The 18,654-nt window shown below is 64.3% G+C and carries 18 protein-coding genes, 1 pseudogene and 1 riboswitch; of the genes and pseudogenes, 10 read left to right on the plus strand and 9 right to left on the minus strand.

What is annotated here, in order from left to right; genetic code table 11:
• The 7 genes and pseudogenes from RFN28_RS27660 to RFN28_RS27690 form a co-directional block, all read left to right on the plus strand.
• Positions 1 to 322: pseudogene (locus tag RFN28_RS27660) on the plus strand (S-(hydroxymethyl)glutathione dehydrogenase); the annotation flags it as partial.
• 67 nt (positions 323 to 389) lie between these two features.
• Positions 390 to 959, plus strand: a complete 570-nt coding sequence (gene gfa, locus RFN28_RS27665; protein WP_320290310.1) for an S-(hydroxymethyl)glutathione synthase — start codon at positions 390 to 392, stop codon at positions 957 to 959.
• A gap of 65 nt (positions 960 to 1,024) precedes the next feature.
• Complete coding sequence (locus tag RFN28_RS27670) at positions 1,025 to 1,492, plus strand: YaiI/YqxD family protein (RefSeq protein WP_320290311.1); 468 nt, start codon at positions 1,025 to 1,027, stop codon at positions 1,490 to 1,492.
• Positions 1,493 to 1,518: 26 nt separating this feature from the next.
• Positions 1,519 to 2,196 carry a DUF1345 domain-containing protein gene (locus tag RFN28_RS27675; RefSeq protein ID WP_320290312.1) on the plus strand — a complete coding sequence of 226 codons (678 nt, stop codon included), beginning with the start codon at positions 1,519 to 1,521 and terminating at the stop codon, positions 2,194 to 2,196.
• Positions 2,197 to 2,298: 102 nt separating this feature from the next.
• Positions 2,299 to 3,171, plus strand: a complete 873-nt coding sequence (locus RFN28_RS27680) for a cytochrome b/b6 domain-containing protein (protein ID WP_320290313.1) — start codon at positions 2,299 to 2,301, stop codon at positions 3,169 to 3,171.
• A gap of 1 nt (position 3,172) precedes the next feature.
• Complete coding sequence (locus RFN28_RS27685; protein ID WP_320290314.1) at positions 3,173 to 3,982, plus strand: molybdopterin-binding protein; 810 nt, start codon at positions 3,173 to 3,175, stop codon at positions 3,980 to 3,982.
• Positions 3,982 to 4,413, plus strand: a complete 432-nt coding sequence (locus tag RFN28_RS27690) for a GNAT family N-acetyltransferase (protein ID WP_320290315.1) — start codon at positions 3,982 to 3,984, stop codon at positions 4,411 to 4,413. The genes RFN28_RS27685 and RFN28_RS27690 overlap by 1 nt, the downstream gene beginning before the upstream one ends.
• On the opposite strand, the gene RFN28_RS27695 is transcribed toward RFN28_RS27690, so the two are convergent.
• Positions 4,410 to 5,414: a hypothetical protein gene (locus RFN28_RS27695; RefSeq protein ID WP_320290316.1), complete on the minus strand. Its 1,005-nt coding sequence runs from the start codon at positions 5,412 to 5,414 to the stop codon at positions 4,410 to 4,412. The genes RFN28_RS27690 and RFN28_RS27695 overlap by 4 nt on opposite strands.
• Before the next feature lie 272 nt (positions 5,415 to 5,686).
• A riboswitch (glycine riboswitch) is annotated at positions 5,687 to 5,773 on the plus strand.
• A gap of 149 nt (positions 5,774 to 5,922) precedes the next feature.
• Between RFN28_RS27695 and gcvT the strand changes: the two genes are divergently transcribed.
• From gcvT to gcvP, 3 genes are read left to right on the plus strand one after another with little or no spacing between them, the layout of a single operon-like run.
• On the plus strand, positions 5,923 to 7,023 hold the full coding sequence (gene gcvT, locus RFN28_RS27700) for a glycine cleavage system aminomethyltransferase GcvT (protein ID WP_320290317.1): 1,101 nt from the start codon (positions 5,923 to 5,925) through the stop codon (positions 7,021 to 7,023).
• Positions 7,024 to 7,030: 7 nt separating this feature from the next.
• On the plus strand, positions 7,031 to 7,399 hold the full coding sequence (gene gcvH, locus RFN28_RS27705) for a glycine cleavage system protein GcvH (protein ID WP_126093472.1): 369 nt from the start codon (positions 7,031 to 7,033) through the stop codon (positions 7,397 to 7,399).
• Positions 7,400 to 7,415: 16 nt separating this feature from the next.
• The gene (gene gcvP, locus RFN28_RS27710) at positions 7,416 to 10,226 is read left to right on the plus strand and encodes an aminomethyl-transferring glycine dehydrogenase (protein WP_320290318.1); all 2,811 of its coding nucleotides are present in this window, start codon (positions 7,416 to 7,418) and stop codon (positions 10,224 to 10,226) included.
• Between the two features lie 107 nt (positions 10,227 to 10,333).
• On the opposite strand, the gene RFN28_RS27715 is transcribed toward gcvP, so the two are convergent.
• From RFN28_RS27715 to RFN28_RS27750, 8 genes are all read right to left on the minus strand, one after another.
• Positions 10,334 to 11,506, minus strand: a complete 1,173-nt coding sequence (locus RFN28_RS27715) for a GGDEF domain-containing protein (protein WP_320290319.1) — start codon at positions 11,504 to 11,506, stop codon at positions 10,334 to 10,336.
• A gap of 169 nt (positions 11,507 to 11,675) precedes the next feature.
• Entirely contained in the window at positions 11,676 to 12,149 is a 474-nt protein-coding gene (locus tag RFN28_RS27720; protein WP_320290320.1) for a tetratricopeptide repeat protein, read from the minus strand.
• A gap of 190 nt (positions 12,150 to 12,339) precedes the next feature.
• On the minus strand, positions 12,340 to 13,302 hold the full coding sequence (locus RFN28_RS27725) for a type II secretion system F family protein (protein WP_320290321.1): 963 nt from the start codon (positions 13,300 to 13,302) through the stop codon (positions 12,340 to 12,342).
• Between the two features lies 1 nt (position 13,303).
• Positions 13,304 to 14,269 (minus strand): type II secretion system F family protein, encoded by a 966-nt coding sequence (locus RFN28_RS27730; protein ID WP_320290322.1) that lies wholly within the window; start codon positions 14,267 to 14,269, stop codon positions 13,304 to 13,306.
• 3 nt (positions 14,270 to 14,272) lie between these two features.
• Positions 14,273 to 15,694 carry a TadA family conjugal transfer-associated ATPase gene (locus tag RFN28_RS27735; protein ID WP_320290323.1) on the minus strand — a complete coding sequence of 474 codons (1,422 nt, stop codon included), beginning with the start codon at positions 15,692 to 15,694 and terminating at the stop codon, positions 14,273 to 14,275.
• Positions 15,691 to 16,905 carry a CpaE/TadZ family protein gene (locus RFN28_RS27740; RefSeq protein WP_320290324.1) on the minus strand — a complete coding sequence of 405 codons (1,215 nt, stop codon included), beginning with the start codon at positions 16,903 to 16,905 and terminating at the stop codon, positions 15,691 to 15,693. The genes RFN28_RS27735 and RFN28_RS27740 overlap by 4 nt, the downstream gene beginning before the upstream one ends.
• A gap of 13 nt (positions 16,906 to 16,918) precedes the next feature.
• On the minus strand, positions 16,919 to 17,191 hold the full coding sequence (locus tag RFN28_RS27745; RefSeq protein WP_320290325.1) for a hypothetical protein: 273 nt from the start codon (positions 17,189 to 17,191) through the stop codon (positions 16,919 to 16,921).
• Positions 17,192 to 17,195: 4 nt separating this feature from the next.
• Entirely contained in the window at positions 17,196 to 18,635 is a 1,440-nt protein-coding gene (locus tag RFN28_RS27750) for a type II and III secretion system protein family protein (protein ID WP_320290326.1), read from the minus strand.
• Positions 18,636 to 18,654 lie beyond the last annotated feature (19 nt).

An 18,654-nucleotide genomic window follows, 5' to 3' on the forward strand; every position in this document is an offset into this window, starting at 1 on the left:
CACCGGCAACACCAAGGTGATGCGCCAGGCGCTGGAAGCCTCGCATCGCGGCTGGGGCAAGTCGGTCATCATCGGCGTCGCCGGCGCCGGCCAGGAGATTGCGACCAGGCCATTCCAGCTGGTCACCGGCCGCACCTGGATGGGCACCGCCTTCGGCGGCGCGCGCGGCCGCACCGACGTGCCGAGGATCGTCGACTGGTACATGGAAAAGAAGATCCAGATCGACCCGATGATCACCCATACGCTGACGCTGGACGACATCAACAAGGGCTTCGACCTCATGCATGAGGGCAAGTCGATCAGGAGCGTCGTGATTTACTGAAGCAATGCCAAGGGGGCCGCGGGCGATCCTGCCCGCGACCGTTGTGGTTCAACATGGGAGGAAGGAAATGGCCGAAAAACTGCATCCGAAGATCGACAACGGGCTGCCCAAGGAAAGTGCTTCCTTCACCGGCGGCACGCTGGTCTGCGCCTGCACCAGCAATCCGGTCAAGGTGAAGGTCAAGGGCCAGATCGCCCACAACCACGCCTGCGGCTGCACCAAATGCTGGAAGCCGGAAGGCGCCCTCTTCTCGGTGGTTGCCGTCGCCGCCACCGGCGATGTCACCGTCGCCGAGAACGGCGACAAGCTGAAGGTGGTGGACCCCTCGGCCCTCATCCAGCGCCATGCCTGCACCGGCTGCGGCGTCCACATGTACGGCCCGGTCGAGCGCGACCATGCCTTCAAGGGCCTGTCCTTCATCCATCCCGAGCGCTTCGAGGAGGATGGCTGGTCGCCGCCGGGCTTCGCCGCCTTCGTCTCCTCGATCATCGAATCCGGCGTCGACCCGAGCCGCATGGACGGCATCCGCGCCCAGCTGAAGTCGATCGGGCTCGAGCCCTATGACTGCCTCAGCCCCGGCCTGATGGACTACATCGCCACCTGGACGGCCAAGAAATCCGGCGCTTTGCCGGCCTGACAATTCCCGAAATTTCAGGCAAGGGGCCGGCCTTCGCCGGCCCCTTTGCACATTTGGAGAGACGATTGCCTGCGCCCATCATCTATGTCGATGCCGATGCCTGCCCGGTTAAGGCCGAGGTCGAGAAGGTGGCGGAGCGCCATGGCGTCGTCGTCACCTATGTCTCCAATGGCGGCCTGCGCCCGTCGCGCGATCCGATGATCCGCAACGTCGTCGTCTCCAAAGGTGCGGATGCCGCGGACGACTGGATCGTCGAGAACGCCAGGGCGAACGACATCGTGGTGACGGCTGACATTCCGCTTGCCGCGCGCACTGTGGCGCTCGGCGCGCATGTTCTGGGACCGACCGGCCGCCCTTTCACGCCCGAGACCATCGGCATGGCGGTGGCGATGCGCGACCTCAAGCAGCATCTGCGCGAGACCGGCGAAAGCCGCGGCTTCAACGCCGCCTTCACGCAGAAGGACAGGTCGAACTTTCTCGGCGAGCTCGACCGCATCTTGCGGCGGGCGCTCAAATCCGTCACACCGGGCTGATCCGAACGCCTTCGAAGGGCCGGGCCATGGGCGACGACACATCCGCCAACACGTCGATGCATCGGCACATGCAGTTCGTGTTGTCCGCAGCCTTTGGCATCGTCGCGCTGCTGCTTGCACTGCTCCTGCGTGCGCCGCTCCCCTATTCGATCGGCGCCAATGTGTTCTTCGCCACCTACATCATCCTGGTTCTCAAGCTGATGCCGAGGCTCACCGGCCGCTACCTCAGCAAGAACGCCCGCGCCACCGACCTTCCCGTATTCCTGATCTTTGCCGTCACCCTCTTCGTCGTCGGCATCGCCATCGTTTCGCTCTTCCAACTGATCAACCAGAAGGAAAGCGCGCATCCGCTGGAACTCGGCTTCGCGATGCTGTCGATCCCGCTTGGCTGGTTCACCATCCACGCCATGGCGGCGCTACATTACGCCCATGTCTATTGGATGGACGGCGTTGAGATCGACGAGAAAACCAACAAGAAGATACCGGTCGGCGGCCTCGATTTCCCGAGCGACAAACATCCGGAAGGCTGGGATTTCCTCTACTTCGCCACGGTCATCGGCATGACCGCGCAGACGGCTGACACCGCCGTCACGACCTCGCGCATGCGCCTTGTCGTGCTTGTTCATTCGATCCTGGCTTTCTTCTTCAACACGGTGATCGTCGCCGCGGCGGTCAATCTCGCGGTCAGCCTAGGCGCTCCGTAATAAATCCGTGATCGTATGAAACATTGCCTTGCGCCGCGACGTATTGGGGGAAAGACAATGACCTGAGGAGGCCGCATCGCATGATGCGGCCGGAGGATGAAAATGGACTCTGTCGGCACCAGCCAACCCGCCGCCGAGGCGGACGCGAAGGACACCACCCTCATCTACCGGCAGTCGCGCTGGACGCGGCTGACCCATTGGCTGTGGGCCTTCTCGCTGTTCTTCATGCTGCTTTCCGGCCTGCAGATCTTCAACGCGCGTCCGCAGCTCTATATCGGCAAGCAGTCCGGCTTCCAGTTCAACAACACGATCCTCCAGATCGGTGCCGAGAACACTGACAACGGGCCACGCGGCTACACCGAGATCTTCGGGCATCGCTTCGACACCACCGGCGTGCTCGGCTGGTCCGGCCCTCCGGGCCAGGAGACGCCGCGCGCCTTCCCGGCCTGGGCGACGATCCCGTCCTACTACGACCTGGGCACCGCGCGCGTAGTGCATTTCTTCTTCGCCTGGGTGCTCTCCGCCACCTTGCTGATCTGGCTGGTCGCAGGCTTGATCAACGGCCATATCCGCCGCGACCTTGCCCCGCGCCTGGATGACCTGCGCAAGCTGCCGCGCGATATCATCGACCATGCGAAGCTGAGGTTCCACCACACGCGCGACTACAACACACTGCAGAAGATGGCCTATGGCGGCGTGCTGTTCGTTCTCCTGCCGCTGATGATCGTCACCGGGCTTGCCATGTCGCCCAGCATGGACTCGGTGCTGCCCTGGCTCAATGAAATTCTGGGCGGCAGGCAGACGGCGCGCACCATTCACTTCACCGTCATGGTGCTGCTCGTCCTCTTCTTCATCATCCACATGCTGATGATCCTCGCAGCCGGCCCCATCAACGAGTTGCGCTCGATCATCACCGGCTGGTACCGCACCGACCCGCCCGCAAAGCACGTTGAGCCGGCCGAAGGGAGCGTCTGACATGTCAAAATTCCAGATCAGCCCCAAGTTCCAGATCAGCCGTCGGAAGTTCCTCACCTCGGCCAGCCTCGGCTTGTCAGGCATCATGCTGTCGGGCTGCGATGCCTTCGACAGCGGTTTGGGCGTCGGCAGCGGCTTGCGCAGCTTCCTTGAAAACGCCAACGGCCTGACCTGGCGCGCGCAGCGCCTGCTTGCCGGACGTGGCGCGCTGGCACCGGAATTCACCGAGGCCGACATCCGCCAGCCGCAGCGGCCGAACGGCGTAACCGCGCCCGACGACGACACCTACAAGGGCCTTCTCGCCAACAATTTCGCCGATTGGCGGCTGGAGGTGACCGGTCTCGTCGAAAAACCGCTGTCGCTTACCCGCGAGCAATTGCAGAACATGCCGAGCCGCACCCAGATCACGCGCCACGACTGTGTCGAAGGCTGGAGTTGCATCGCCAAATGGACCGGAACGCCGCTGTCGCTGGTGCTCGACCAGGCCGTGGTGAAGCCTGAGGCGCGCTACGTCATGTTCCATTGCCTGGACACGATCGAGCAAAGCCTGTCAGGCGACATCAAATACTACGGCAGCATCGATCTGATCGATGCCCGCCACCCGCAGACGATCCTTGCTTATGGCGTGAACGGCAAGCCGCTGCCGGTGGAGAACGGCGCGCCGCTGCGCGTGCGCGTCGAGCGTCAGCTCGGCTACAAGATGCCGAAATACCTCTACAAGATCGAGCTGGTCGATGGCTTCACCAAAATAGGCGGCGGCCGCGGCGGCTATTGGGAGGACAACGGCTACGACTGGTACGGCGGCATCTGATGGCCCCTCGCTTGCAGGCCGAGCACGATCTTTCGCCGGCCGAGCTCAACGCCATCGAGGAACGTCTCAACAGCGACAACCGGCGGCTGACAGGCCGCGATGACGACCGGAGCCTCGTCTTTGCGCTGCGGGACGAGACCGGGCGCGCGATCGGCATCGCCGCCGGCTATTCCTGGGCGGGGATCGCCGAGCTCAAGTTGATGTGGGTCGACGAATCCCATCGAGGCCGGGGCTACGGAAGAGACATGCTCGATGCCTTCGTCGCCGAGGCCGCCGCTCGAGGCGCTGGGCGAATTTGGGTTTCGACACACGATTTCCAGGCGCCGGGCCTTTACGCAAGGGCTGGCTTCGAGCGCATGGTCGAATTGGCGGGATGGCCCGAGGGCCATTCCAACGTCGTCCTCTGCAAGACGATCGCCGCGGAAGGTTAGGCCACCTTGTCGATCAACGGCTTGAGCGCCGGATGGATTTCGGGTGACGCATGCTTGATCAGCGTCAGCAGCGCGCGCTCGTTGTCGCGCAGCGGGCGCCGGCCGTCGCCGACGCGCTCGGCCAGCCATCTGGCCTCGCCCGCGTCAATCGTTTCGGCACGGCGGGCGAGCGCCTCGGCCGCCCGGTTCTTGGCTTCCCACTCGGCCTCGATGTCGCCGGGCGGCTGGTAGGCTCCCAGGATACCGGCAAGTCCACCCGACACCATGCGGCTGAAGAAGCCGCCGATCTCCGGCTCTGCATGCTCCAGGAAGGCTTCGTGGCGCAGCGCCACCTCGCGCGTCGGCGGCTCATAGCCGGCCGAGCACATGACGTAATTGGCGATCGCCTTGACGAAGAGGTCGTTCCAGGACGGATCGTTGCTGGCGGCCGCGGTCCGGTCGTTGATCCTGAACAGGACCTCGGCTTCGGCCTTGGTGATGGCGATGTTGCCGTCGCCGCCATAGGCGTAAAGGATGCGGCGCAGAAGCTCGACCTCGGCCTTCGCAATCAGCCCGGGCACAAGGCTGCCGCCGAGCATCAGCGGCCCTTTGCCGTCGATCACCGCGTTGGCGACCTGCTCCAGCGCATAGGCCGACAATTGGGCCGGCGACGATTTCGCCTCTTCCAGCACATGCACCAGAAGCTCGAGCTCGGTGCGGCTGTCGACCATGCCGTCGCGCGAGATGATGCGCACCAGCCAGGTCGCGTTCTCCTCGGAGATATAGCCTTCCGGCTTTTCCTGGTGCACGATGTAGTCGGTCACAGCCTCGACGAAGAACGGCGCCCATTCCGCACACTTGTCCCGTGCCGTCTGGTCGAGCGCGAACAGCGCCTCCGCCTCGTCGCGGCTCACCACGCCGTCGGCGAACACTTCGCGCCGCAGCATCGGCACGTCCTCGGCCGTGATCTTGTTTTTGGAGGTCAGCCCCGCCACCGCAGCGCTCATGATCAATTCGCCCATTGCCGTCCCTGCCCTTCACCTGTTGCCGGCGGACTCTGTGCGCCCTTTCGACAGGCATATCAAAAGTGTCTTGAGAAACCGGCAAATGGCTTGGTTAGCGAAGACTTGTCGGCCAACGCAGGTCGCGGCGCTTGAAGTCGTTTCAGCGCGGCGTGCTCTAAGGTGTGTCCGGCATAACCTGAATATCGATACACCTTAGATGTCGCTGGGAGGTGACAAGGTGTCGCCGACGGGCTATGGATGGCGCGTCGGGGATTCAGGCGACTGAGTCCCACCTGTTTGCGGGAGAGAGCAGCGAGAGCTGCCGCCGAAGGGGAAATCGCCCGAAATCTCTCAGGCAAAAGAACCGTGGACGGGAAAGACAACTCTGGAAAGTCGGGATTCGTCCCGCGCCGAAGGTGTAAGCGCTGCCGACAGAGTTCCGGGGCGCAAGTCTCTCAGGCTTCAGACAGAGGGGCACGGACTGGACCGCCAATGGCGGTCGATTGCGTGCGACTCTGGAGAAGACATGACGGGCGAAGCCACCAAACACCTACCCCTCGAGGATTTGCATAACGCCGCGGGCGCGCGCTTTGGCGCCTTCGCCGGCTGGTCGATGCCGCTGACCTATCCGGCGGGCGTGATGAAGGAGCACCTCCACACGCGCGAGCATGCCGGCCTGTTCGACATCTCGCATATGAAGCTGTTCGAGGTCGGCGGCCCGGGCGCCGCCGCCCTTCTCGACCGCGCCTGCCCGCTCGATGCCGGTACGCTGGAAATCTCCCAGTCCAAATACACTTTCATCCTCAATGAGGCGGCCGGCATCATCGACGACCTGATCGTCACCCGGCTGGGCGACAATCGCTTCATGGTGGTGGCCAATGCCGGCAATGCGGTCGAAGACGAAAAGCATCTCCGCGCGCTGGCCGCCGATTTCGATGCCAAGGTCGAACCGCTCGACCGCGTCTTCCTGGCCATCCAGGGCCCGGACGCCTGGGCAGCCCTTTCGCGCGCTGGAATCGAGACCGGCTCTCTGCTGTTCATGCATGGCATCGAGCCCCGGCCAAACTGGTTCATGAGCCGCTCCGGCTACACGGGCGAGGACGGTTTTGAGATCGGCCTTCCGGAGGCGGATGCCCGCGATTTCGTCGCGAAGCTGCTGCAGGACGAGCGCGTTCAGTGGATCGGACTCGCTGCACGCGACAGTCTCAGGCTCGAGGCCGGACTTTGCCTTCATGGCCAGGACCTTACCCCTGAGATCGATCCGGCAAGCGCCGGGCTGATGTGGGCCGTCCCCAGGGAGGTCCGCGCCTCCGGCGGCTTCATCGGCGCCGACGCGCTGCGCTCGATCCTCGAGCGCGGACCGTCGCAGAGGCGCGTTGGGCTGAAGCCGGATGGCCGCCAGCCGGTGCGCGCCGGCGCAGCGCTGGCCGACGCTGACGGCAATCCGGCCGGCCACGTCACCTCGGGCGGCTTCGGCCCGTCGACGGGGCACCCGGTCGCCATGGGCTATGTCAACACCGTGCTGGCCAAGCCCGGCACCAGACTCTTCGCCGATGTCCGCGGGACGAAAATCCCGGTCGACGTCACATCGCTGCCCTTCACGCCACATCGCTACCGCAAAGGATGATTTCCCGATGGCAAATACCTATTTCACTGAAGACCATGAATGGCTGCGCGTCGAAGGCGGCGTTGCCACTGTCGGTATCACCGACTACGCGCAGGAGCAGCTCGGCGATCTCGTCTTCGTCGAACTGCCGGAAATCGGCCGCAAGCTCGCCAAGGGCGACACTGCCGTGGTCGTGGAGTCCGTCAAGGCGGCGTCCGACGTCTACGCGCCGGTCGACGGCGAGATCATCGAAGCAAACACCTCACTGTCGTCCGACCCTTCGCTGGTCAATTCGGCGGCGACCGGCGACGGCTGGCTCTGGAAGATGAAGCTTTCCAACGAAAGCCAGCTCGCCAGCCTCATGGATGAGGCCGCATACAAAGCCCATATCGGCTGATGCCAGGACCAGGAAAATGACCGCAGCACCCATCCCCTTCTCGACCCGCCACATCGGCCCGGGCCTCAACGATGTCAGAGCAATGCTGGCAACCATCGGCGTCCCGTCCGTCGAGACGCTGATCAGTCAGGCCGTGCCGAAGTCGATCCGGCTGGACGGGCCGCTCAACCTGCCGGCGCCGGCGAGCGAAGCGGAGGCGCTTGCGGAACTGTCGGCCAAGATGGCCGGCAACACGGTGCTGAAGAGCTTCGTCGGCGCCGGCTATCACGGCGTCCACGTGCCGCCTGTCATCCAGCGCAACATGTTCGAGAACCCGGCCTGGTATACGGCCTACACCCCCTATCAGGCAGAGATCAGCCAGGGCCGGCTGGAAATGCTGTTCAATTTCCAGACCCTGGTCACCGAACTGACCGGCCTGCCTGTGGCGTCGGCCTCGCTTCTCGATGAGGCGACCGCGGTCGCCGAAGCCGTGGGGATTGCGCTGCGCCACCATCGCGACAAGCGCACCAAGGTGGCGCTCGCCGGCACGCCGCATCCGCAGACGCTGGACGTCGTGCGCACCCGCGCCGAGCCGCTCGGCACCGATGTCGACGGCGAGACCATCGACGACAACACCGCCGCACTGCTCGTCTCCTGGCCGGACACCTTCGGCGTCTATGGCGACCACAAGGCGGCTATCCAGAAGGCTCGCGCCGCCGGCGCGCTGGTCGTGTTCATCGCCGACCCGCTTGCGCTCGCGCTGACCGATGCTCCGGCGAAGCTCGGCGCCGACATCGCCGTCGGTTCGATGCAGCGCTTCGGCGTGCCGATGGGCTTTGGTGGCCCGCATGCCGCCTATTGCGCCGTCTCCGATAAGCTGACCCGTCTGATGCCCGGCCGCCTCGTCGGCCAGTCGACCGACACCAAGGGCCGCCCGGGCTACCGGCTGGCGCTGCAGACGCGCGAACAGCACATCCGCCGCGACAAAGCGACCTCCAACATCTGCACGGCGCAGGCGCTGCTTGCCAACATGGCGACGGCCTACGCGATCTGGCACGGCCCCGCCGGACTGCAGGCGATCGCCGAGCGCATCCATGGGCTTGCCGGCCGTCTTGCGGCAGGCCTCAAGGCGGCGGGCATCGCTGTCCTTGGCGCGCACCGCTTCGACACGGTGACGGCCGAAGTGAAGGGCAAGGCGAGCGCCATCGCCGCAGCCGCCGAAAAGACCGGCCGGCTGCTGCGTGTCATCGATGCCGACAAGATCAGCATCGCCTTCGACGAGACCTCGACGGAAGCGGACCTCGAGGCCATCGCGGCTCTCTTCGGGGCCAAGCCGGCCGCGGCGGAAGGCAGCTCCATGCCGGGCAATCCGCGCGGCAAGGAGTTCCTCACTCAGCCGGTCTTCCACGAGAATCGCTCCGAGACCGAGATGATGCGCTTCCTGCGCCGGCTGGCCGACAAGGACCTTGCGCTCGACCGTGCGATGATCCCGCTCGGCTCCTGCACCATGAAGCTCAATGCCGCCGCTGAGATGATGCCGGTCAGCTGGCCGAATGTCGCCGATCTGCATCCCTTCGCGCCGGCCGGCCATTCGGCCGGCTATCGCGCCATGATCGGCGACCTGGAAGCCTGGCTGTCGGAGATCACCGGTTTCGATGCCGTGACCCTGCAGCCAAATGCCGGCAGCCAGGGCGAATATGCGGGCCTGCTCGCCATCCGCGCTTACCACCGCGCACGCGGCGAAGGCCATCGCACCGTCTGCCTGATCCCATCCTCAGCGCACGGCACCAATCCGGCAAGCGCGGCCATGGCCGGCATGAGCGTGGTGGTGGTGCGCTGCACCGAGGAAGGCAACATCGACATGGAGGACCTCAAGGCCAAGGCGGACGAGCATTCGAAGGACCTTGCGGCGCTGATGTTCACCTACCCGTCGACGCACGGCGTCTACGAGGAAGGCGCGCGCGACCTTTGCGCCATCGTCCACGAGCATGGCGGCCAGGTCTATTTCGACGGCGCCAACCTCAACGCGCTGGTCGGCCTCGCCCGTCCGGGCGATATCGGCGCCGATGTCTGCCACATGAACCTGCACAAGACCTTCTGCATTCCGCATGGCGGCGGCGGGCCGGGTGTCGGTCCGATCGGCGTCAAGGCGCATCTCAAGCCTTATCTGCCGGGCCACGTGACCGAAGGCACGACCCATGCCGTGGCGGCGGCGCCCTTCGGCAGCGCCTCGATCCTGCCGATCACCTGGATGTACGTCCGCATGATGGGCGCTTCGGGCCTGAAGCAGGCGACGGAGACGGCGATCGTCTCCGCCAACTACATCGCGACCCGGCTCGCGCCGCACTTTCCGCTGCTCTACAAGGGCAGGCACGATCGCATCGCCCATGAGTGCATTCTGGACACCCGCGTGCTGAAGGAAAGCGCCGGCATAAGCGTCGACGATATCGCCAAGCGCCTGATCGACTACGGCTTCCATGCGCCGACCATGTCGTTCCCGGTTGCCGGCACGCTGATGGTCGAGCCGACAGAGTCCGAACCCAAGCGCGAGCTCGATCGCTTCTGCGAGGCGATGGTTGCGATCGCCGGCGAGGCGGCGAAGGTGGCGAAGGGCGAGTGGCCGCTCAACGACAATCCGCTGGTCAATGCCCCGCACACCGCCGCCGAGGCGCTCGCCGGCGAGTGGAAGCATCCCTACTCGCGGCTGGAGGCAGCCTATCCGGCGGGCGACGCCGATCTGTCGGCAAAATACTGGCCGCCGGTATCTCGCATCGACAATGTCGCGGGCGACCGCAACCTTGTCTGCTCCTGCCCGCCGCTGACGGAATATCTCGGCGCCGCCGAATAGCAGCTAGCGCAATTCCAGGAACGGTTTTCCGTCCGGAATTGCGTGAAAACAAATAGTTGGAGCAGTTCGGCGTTTCCGCGAAACGATGAACTGCTCCAACGTGTCGTTCAGGCGGTTTTCAGGGCCGGCCCCGCATCGGGCTGGCCCTCCTTGCGCTGGGCGATGACGCGGTTGCGCCCTGCGCGCTTGGCCTCGTAGAGCGCGGCGTCGGCCTCGGCCAGAACCTCGTCCAGGCTCCGCCCCTCGGCCGCGCCGAAACCCACGCCGCCGCTGACGCTGCTGCGCAGCGGGCCGCGATGGGTCGGAACGATTTCGGTGCCGAAAGCGACACCGATCCTGCTTGCCATGTCATGCGCCTTTTCCGGCGTCATGCGCGAGATCACGATCGCGAATTCCTCGCCGCCCAGCCGGAAAGCGTCTATGCCGGACCTGCTGTATTTCTTGATCACCGCCGCGAAACGGCAAAGGACCCGGTCGCCTACCGGATGGCCGAAGACGTCGTTGGTCGTCTTGAAGTGGTCGAGGTCGAACATCGCCACCGCCATGAACGGACCGAAGCTGCGATCGCCGTAAAGCTGGTTGAGCGCCCTGCGGTTCATCAGGCCGGTCAACGGATCGGTCATCGTCTCGGCCTTGAGCTCGATCTGCGCCTGCAGATGGTGCAGCGAAAGCGTGAGTGCCCCGAGGCCGGTCATGCAGGCGACCGCGACGACGGAATTCAACCGCTCCGCCCAGTTGTCGGGCGCGGCGCCGAGGACCCATTGCCCGTGGACGAGCAGCTCCAGGCCGCACAGCGCGAAGGACACGCCACAGGCGCCGCTGAGGAACGAGACGACGAGCAGGATGCGGCGATCGTGATCCCCCTTCATCCAAAACATCGTTCCGATTGCAGCGAGCAGCGCCGTCACAGCCGCGTAAGTGATCTGGAAGCCGATACCATCGAAACCGAGATAGGTGACGGCAGCGCACGCAGCCATGGCCGCAAACGTCGGCAGAATGGCGCGGCGATAGTGGCGGAAACCGAGATACTGCATGGCCGACAGGCAGATGACCAGAAAGCCGAGGCTGAGCAGCGCAAGCACGATCTGGCAGAGCCAGGGGTCGGCATCCTTGGTGTAGCGCCAGAACAGGACGACATGGGCAACCAGCACGAGAATGCCGCAGGCAACCATCAGGACGAAACGCGCCCGCGGCGCGGTGAACCAGATCGCAAACATGGTGACGCTGAGGCATGCGCCAGACAGCGCCGCCGCAAGCAGGAGCGAGCTGAAATCCAACATCGGTAAAGAACTGCCTCTCAGGGAGTCGCCGCTACCGTATATTGTAAATCGTTAACGCCCGCCGAAAAACGTTTTCGACCGGTCGATCGACTTGACTTCAATACAGGGTTTACAAAACGTCGACTTGCCAGGCAAAATTTCCAGCGGCATCGGTCACCTGGAAACTGGATCAACTCTTGTCGAGCAGCGCGAGATTGGCATTGACCACGGTCTGGTCGGCCAGGCCGGCCTTGGCTTCGAGCAGCAGCGCCCTTGCCTTCCTCTTATTGCCGCGCAACAGCTGCGAATAGCCCATGTTATTGACGATCTGCGGCTTGCGCCCGGCGACCCTAAGCAACTGGTCATAGGCGCGGTCGGCGAAGTCGAAGCGGCCGAGCTCGTCATAGGAGGCGGCCAGTCCCATCCAGGCTTCCGCATTGTCGGCCTTGAGCTCCACCGCCTTGCGGAAATGCTGCTCGGCAAGGCCGAAATTCGCCTCGCGGAACTGCGCCTTGCCCTCCGCCAGGTCGGCGGCGCTGACGTCCTTGGCCTTCGGCTGGATCGCGGTGGTCTTGGTTGTGTCGACGTTGTTGTTCGTCGTGCAGCCGGTGATCATCAAGACGGCTGCCAACGCCGCCGCTGCCGTGGGAAGTCCGTGACGCATGCCCCTGCCCCATCGCCCGATTTGCCGGGTCGTTCTTCAGCAAGGACCATAAAGCACAGCGATTAAGCTTCGGTGCCGAAATGCAGCTAAATTTCGGTTGCCCGCAAAGGATGCGTTAACCAGCACGTCTCCAGGCTTGATGCATGTTGAGATTCGGGTCAGGCCGGTATCTCCTGAATATAGACATGCTTCAGTGAGCAGTCAGCTTCACGACGATGGGAATAATCGCGACCATCAGCACCACCGGCAGGATGCAGACCGTCACCGGCACCGACATCTTGGCCGGCAAGGCGTGCGCCTTCTCCTCGGCGAGCGACATGCGTTTGTGGCGCATTTCATCGGAAAACACACGCAGCGCGCCCGACAGGCTGGTGCCGAGCTCCTTGGACTGCTGCAGGAGGGTGGCGAATGAGCGTACCTCGTCGAGGCTGAGGCGGTCGGCAAGCGCCTTCAGCGCATCGTCGAGGCTGCGGCCGGCCCTGAGCTCCAGCGACACCAGCTGCAGGTTCTGGCTGAGCGACGGATAGGTCCTGGCGAGCTCCTTCGAGACGCGCTCGATGCCGGCTTCCATGCTCATGCCGGCGTCGGAGCAGACGATCATCAGGTCCATGAAGTCGGGAAAGCCGTTGCGGTATTCGCGCATCTTTTCCCGCACCTTCTGTGTCAGCACCAGGCCCGGCAGGAAATAGCCGGCGGCTCCCGACAGGATGACGAAGGTCCAGCGGCTGGTCATGGTCGACTCGGCGCTGGCCGCCCAATGGTTGACCAGGAACGCGCCAAGCGCTGCGCCCACAAGCGCGGCAAAACGGATCAGGAAGAACATGCCGACGGCGCGCGGCTCCATGTAGCCGGCCTGGATGAGCTTCATGCGCAGCCGCGCGACGTTCTCAGGATCGCTCTTGGCATAGAATTCCTGCGCCCGCTTCACTGCCTTCTCGCGCACGGCGTTTGCGTTTTTCCTGGGCGCCGGTTCCGCCTGCTCGACCGGCTGGCTGACCTCGACTTTCAGCCGGCGTTTGACCTCGTTGCGATCGCCCTTGGCCACGACCAGCGGCCAGGCCACCGCGCCGCCGCCCAAGACCAGCAGCAGGATTGCCACCGGCATCGGCGATGTCGGCGCGAGCGAGGCGAGGAAGCGGACGATGTCCTCCATCTCAGAACCTGAAATTCGACATCTTGAACATGATGGCGTTGCCGAGCAGCAGCCAGATGACCGAGCCGCCCAACATGTACCAGGTCTTTGGTATGCCCCAGACGTCCCGGTAGAACTGCGGCATGAGCACCATGATGGCGGTGAACAAAAGCACCGGCACCGCGGTCAGGATATAGGCCGATATGCGACCTTCGGTCGAAATGGCGCGCACCTTGCGGCGCAGCTTGCCGCGCTCGCGGATCGTCGCCGACAGCCCGTCCAGGATCTCGCGCAGATTGCCGCCGGAGCTGCTCTGGATCGACACGGCGGTGACGAAGAGCGGCAGGTCTTCGTGACCCACCCGGTCGAACAGGTTGTTGAGCGCCGAAACCAGATCGGAACCATAGGTCACCTCGTCGGCGACGACGCCGAACTCGGTTCCGATCGGATCGGCCATCTCGCGCGCCACCATCGAGATCGCCACCGGCACCGGGTGGCCGGCCTTGAGGCCGCGCGTGATCAGCTCCAGCGCTTCCGGCAACTGCACGCCGAAGCGCTTGTGCCGGCGCTTGCGCAGAAAACGCATCGCCATCACTGGCAAGAGCGGCGTAAGCACCAGGAACAGGACCAGGCCGAAAAGCAAAGGCAGGCCGTACCAGACGGCGAGAAGCGCCAGCGCCAATGCCACCCCCGACGAAATCGCGAGGAATCTGGGCAGCGGCATGATCATGCCGGACTGCGTGCGCAGAGCGCGAAAGGCGTCGAGGGAAAACACCGACCTCGCACCTTCGACGCCGCGCTCCTTGCGCAGCTGGATCAGCACCTGCTCCTGGCTGATCTTGTTTTCCGCGAGCTTCATGCGGCGGTTGATCGCCGTGCGTTTGTCGCTGCGGCCGGCATAGAGCAGGTAGCACCCTTCGGCGATCATGATGCCGGTCAGCGCCGCCGCTGCGTAGACGGCGTAGATCGGGCTGAACCCTTCGAACACCGGCTACTCCTGCGGCCGGCCGGGTTCGAAATATTTGCCCGGAAATTCGATGCCCATGTTGCGCAGGTCCTCGAGGAAGCGCGGGCGGATACCCGTCGCCTCGAAATGGCCGACGATCTTGCCGTCCGCCTCCATGCCGGTGCGCACGAAGCGGAAGATTTCCTGCATCTGGATGACGTCGCCCTCCATGCCCGTCACCTCGGCGACGCTGGTCACCTTGCGCTTGCCGTCGGACAGGCGCGTCAGCTGCACGATGATGTCGAGGGCGCTGGCGATCTGGCTGCGGATTGACTGCACCGTCATCGGCATGCCGGTCATGCCGAGCATCTGCTCGAGGCGCGAGATGGCGTCGCGCGGCGTGTTGGCGTGGATGGTCGCCATCGAGCCCTCATGGCCGGTGTTCATCGCCTGCAGCATGTCGAAGGCCTCCTCGCCGCGGCACTCGCCGAGGATGACGCGGTCGGGCCGCATGCGCAGCGCGTTCTTGACCAGGTCGCGCTGTTTCAGCTCGCCATGGCCCTCGATGTTGGCCGGGCGCGTTTCCATGCGCGCGACATGCGGCTGCTGCAATTGCAGCTCGGCGGCATCCTCGATGGTGATCAGCCGCTCGTCCTCGGGGATGAACGCCGACAAGGCATTGAGCATCGTCGTCTTGCCGGTGCCGGTGCCGCCGGAGATGATCGTCGTCTTGCGGGCATGCACGGCTGCGGCCAGCACTTCGGCCATGTTCTGGGTGATGGCGCCGAACTCGACCAGCTTGTGCAGGCCGAGCTTGTTCTTGGAGAACTTGCGGATCGACACCAGCGGCCCGTCGACGCCGACCGGCCGGATGGCGGCGTTGAAACGCGAGCCGTCGAGCATGCGGGCGTCGACCATCGGCTGCGATTCATCGACGCGACGGCCGACCGCGGCGACGATTTTGTTAATGATCCGAAGCAGATGCGCCTCGTCCTTGAACGGGATGTGAACCTGCTGCAGCTTGCCGCGCTTTTCGACGAAGCAGTTCTGATGGCCGTTGATCAGGATGTCGTTGATCTCCGGATCCTTGAGCAGCGGCTCCAGCGGACCGAGGCCGACCATTTCGTCAACGATGTCGTCGACCAGCGCGTCGAGCTCGGCGGTGTTGATTGCCATCCGCTCCTCGCGCGTCTTTTCGGACACGAAGTCGTGCACCTGGCGGCGCATCTCGTCCTTCGGCAGGCGTTCCAGCGCGACGAGGTTGATCTCTTCGAGCAGCATGCGGTGGATGCGCACGCGCGCGTCGAGCACCTTGTTGGCGCTCTTTGCGGGTGCCGCTTCCGGTTTCGGCGCCGCGGGCTTGCGGGTCGTCGGAATGGTCACGGCATGGTGCTGCACGGGCGCGGGCTCGGGCATCCGCTGCGGACGGACATCGCGGTTCTGCAGGTTGGAGAAGCGGGTGCTCATCCTGTTTTCCTCTTCAGGAAGCCCTTGCCGAGGCCGAATAGCGACTTCGATTTTGCCGTCGTCGCTACCGCCTCCTCAGGTAGGATGATCTTCTTCAGGTCGTTGACGACATTGGCGTTGGGATCGATGTCATGCAGCGGCACGCCGCGGTCGACGGCCTCGCGCACCAGCCGATAATTGTTGGAGATGCCGCCGACGAAATGCTCGCCGAGAATGTCCTGCACGTCGGCCTGCTTGATGCCGCTGTCGAACATCTTCTGCTCGAAGCGGTTGACGATGACGTTGGGCTTCACTTCCTTGCCGGCCGTCTCGTAGATCGCCTGGATGAGGCGCTGCGTGTGGCGCAGGCAAGGCACCGTCATCTCAGCCACGATATAGAGCTTGTTGGAGCCGAGCAGCACCGTCTCGGTCCATGGGAACCAGGTGCGCGGCATATCGATGACGACGTTGTCGAAATAGGCCGCCACGAGATCGAGCATGCGCACCACGACATCGGTCTTGAACGAGCGCATATCCGAAGGGCGCGTGGGTGCCGCAAGCACGCAAAGCCCGCTCGCATGCTTGGAGAGCATCACGTCCAGCAGCTGCCGGTCGAGACGCTCGGGCTGGTTCTCGATTTCGGTGATGTCGAAGCGCGGTTCGAGGTCGAGATATTCGGCGCAGGCGCCTTGCTGGAAGTTGAGATCGACCACGCAGGTCGAGGCGCCGCGCGTCACCGAATGGTGCAGCTGGAAGGCGGTCTGGAGCGCAAGCGTGGTGGTGCCGACGCCGCCGGCGGCAGGCATGAAGGTGTAGATCTGCGACTCGGTGTTCTCCTCCCGCCCCGGCCCCTGCAGTGCGCGGATGACGGAGCGCACCAGATCGGCGGTGGTGATCGGTTTCACCAGGAAATCGGCGACCTTGAGCTGCACCAGGATACGCACCGCCGCCGCATTGAATTCCTGCGTGACGACGACCACCGGAATGCGGCCTTCGAGCCGGCGCATGACGCGCTGCAGCGACTCGATTTCCTCGAGCTTGGCCGCATCCATGTCGACGATGACGGTGCCGAAATCGGCCTCCAGGACCTCGCCGCGGAGTTCGTTGACGCTCTTCTCCACCGTCAGAAGTTCGATCACCTCGGAAGCCGCGAAAGCCGTCCGCGTATCCTGCGAAAACCCCCTGTCGGTGGAAACGAGCAGGATCTTTTTGGTCTTGGTGCCCGATGCCATGGCAGTCAATCCGTCAGTTGGATGTCGTCGATGTCGACGTCTGGGTGCCCTTCGTGCTGGCCGCTTGATCTGCGGCGCTGGCCGTGGAGCTGGTGCGCTGAGCCGGCACCAGAAGCCTGGTGTTCTGGACGCCGTACAGCCAGGGATCGACCATCTGCATGGCGGTGTTGGAAGCCTGCGCGTTGCCGGCCGCCGGCGTCACGCCTTCGGTACGCACATAGTCGTCGCTGGTACATCCAACGAGGGCGCCGGCAATGAGCAGAGCGATGCAGGGAGCCAGACGCATGGGCTCAATCCTTCGGCAGATCGAGGAAGTGGCCGGACGTCGTGGCGGCCACCGGGCGCGCGGCGCTGCCGTCGGCCAGGGCCACCGGGCGCTTGGGCGCCGACGCATCCACTTCCTCCGTGTTGTTGAGGAAATAGTCGGCCGTGCTCGGCGGCCGGGTCCCATCGGTCGGCTCGACCATCTTCTTCGATGGGTCGACCGGCTTGACCAGATAAGGCGTGACGATGATCACCAGGTCGGTCTCGCGACGCTGATAGGACTTCGACGAAAACAGCGGCCCCAGCACCGGCAGCTTGCCGAGGCCCGGCAGGCGTGAGGTGGTGATGTCGTTCTGCGACTGCAAAAGGCCGGCGATCATAAAGCTCTGGCCGTTCTTCAGGTCGATCGATGTCCTGGCGCGGCGCACGATAAAGGCCGGAATGGAAATGCCGTTGCTGACTTCAATGGAGGCGGAGGGGTCGATCGAGGACACTTCCGGCGCGATGTCGAGGCTGACCAGCCCGTCCTTCAGAACGGTCGGCGTAAAATCCAGGCCGACGCCATATTTCTTGTAGGTGACGCTGATCTTGCCGTTGTCCTCGGAAACCGGGATCGGGAACTCGCCGCCGGCAAGGAAGCTCGCCGTCTGGCCGGAACGGGCGATCAGGTTCGGCTCGGCCAGCCGCCGGGCCAGGCCGCGCTCCTCCAGCGCCTTGATGGCTATGTCGATCGAAACCCCGTTGGAGAGCAGCCGGCCGATGATCTCGCCGGTGCCGGCCGTCGGTACGGTGCCGGGATCGATGATGACGTCGCGGCCGCCGACGCCGAAGGCGAAGTTGGCGCCATATTTGGCGCCAAGATCTTGTCCCGCCTGGCGGTTGATCTCGACGAAGCGGACGTTGAGCTGCACCTGCTGCGACGACGAGATGTTGACCGAGTTGATCACTTCCTCGTTGCCGGAAAAGCGCGACGCGATCTTGCTTGCCTTCTCGGCCGCGACCGCATCCTCGGCCTCGCCCGACAGCACCACGCGCCCGTTGGCCGAGCCGACCTTGATCTTGGCGTCCGGCACGCTGGCGCGGATGGTGCTGGCCAGTTGGTCGGTGTCCAGCGTCACCTCGATGTCGATGGTGCCGACGAGGTGCTTGTCCTGGTCGAACAGCGCGATGCCGGTGGTGCCGAGATTGTTGCCCAGCACATAGAAGGACTTGTCGGTCAGCGGATTGACGTTGGCGATTTCCGGATCGCCGATAACGATCTGGTAAAAGGCGGCGCTGGTCATGATCGTCTTCGGCTTGCCCTTGGCGACCTTGATCGAGGCGTTCTTGCTGGCCGAGACGTATACGACATCGTTGTCGGCCCTGGCCGAAGCGCAGAAGCCGAGCACTGCCAAAGGCACAGCCAAAGCGATCGCGCGCAGAAGGCGCCGTGCCTTGGCCGTCCGAACTCCATCAAGCCCAAACATTTTTCCGTCCCCGACCGGT

Origin of the sequence: Mesorhizobium album, from assembly GCF_033977205.1 — a bacterium.
Lineage (GTDB): Bacteria > Pseudomonadota > Alphaproteobacteria > Rhizobiales > Rhizobiaceae > Mesorhizobium > Mesorhizobium album.

Excerpts from the sequence above, each read along its gene's own strand:
- gfa (WP_320290310.1), top strand. The coding sequence starts at position 390 with ATGGCCGAAAAACTGCATCCGAAGATCGACAACGGGCTGCCCAAGGAA.
- RFN28_RS27675 (WP_320290312.1), top strand. The coding sequence starts at position 1,519 with ATGGGCGACGACACATCCGCCAACACGTCGATGCATCGGCACATGCAG.
- RFN28_RS27680 (WP_320290313.1), top strand. The coding sequence starts at position 2,299 with ATGGACTCTGTCGGCACCAGCCAACCCGCCGCCGAGGCGGACGCGAAG.
- RFN28_RS27685 (WP_320290314.1), top strand. The coding sequence starts at position 3,173 with ATGTCAAAATTCCAGATCAGCCCCAAGTTCCAGATCAGCCGTCGGAAG.
- RFN28_RS27690 (WP_320290315.1), top strand. The coding sequence starts at position 3,982 with ATGGCCCCTCGCTTGCAGGCCGAGCACGATCTTTCGCCGGCCGAGCTC.
- RFN28_RS27695 (WP_320290316.1), bottom strand. The coding sequence starts at position 5,414 with ATGGGCGAATTGATCATGAGCGCTGCGGTGGCGGGGCTGACCTCCAAA.
- gcvT (WP_320290317.1), top strand. The coding sequence starts at position 5,923 with ATGACGGGCGAAGCCACCAAACACCTACCCCTCGAGGATTTGCATAAC.
- gcvH (WP_126093472.1), top strand. The coding sequence starts at position 7,031 with ATGGCAAATACCTATTTCACTGAAGACCATGAATGGCTGCGCGTCGAA.
- gcvP (WP_320290318.1), top strand. The coding sequence starts at position 7,416 with ATGACCGCAGCACCCATCCCCTTCTCGACCCGCCACATCGGCCCGGGC.
- RFN28_RS27715 (WP_320290319.1), bottom strand. The coding sequence starts at position 11,506 with ATGTTGGATTTCAGCTCGCTCCTGCTTGCGGCGGCGCTGTCTGGCGCA.
- RFN28_RS27720 (WP_320290320.1), bottom strand. The coding sequence starts at position 12,149 with ATGCGTCACGGACTTCCCACGGCAGCGGCGGCGTTGGCAGCCGTCTTG.
- RFN28_RS27725 (WP_320290321.1), bottom strand. The coding sequence starts at position 13,302 with ATGGAGGACATCGTCCGCTTCCTCGCCTCGCTCGCGCCGACATCGCCG.
- RFN28_RS27735 (WP_320290323.1), bottom strand. The coding sequence starts at position 15,694 with ATGAGCACCCGCTTCTCCAACCTGCAGAACCGCGATGTCCGTCCGCAG.
- RFN28_RS27740 (WP_320290324.1), bottom strand. The coding sequence starts at position 16,905 with ATGGCATCGGGCACCAAGACCAAAAAGATCCTGCTCGTTTCCACCGAC.
- RFN28_RS27745 (WP_320290325.1), bottom strand. The coding sequence starts at position 17,191 with ATGCGTCTGGCTCCCTGCATCGCTCTGCTCATTGCCGGCGCCCTCGTT.
- RFN28_RS27750 (WP_320290326.1), bottom strand. The coding sequence starts at position 18,635 with ATGTTTGGGCTTGATGGAGTTCGGACGGCCAAGGCACGGCGCCTTCTG.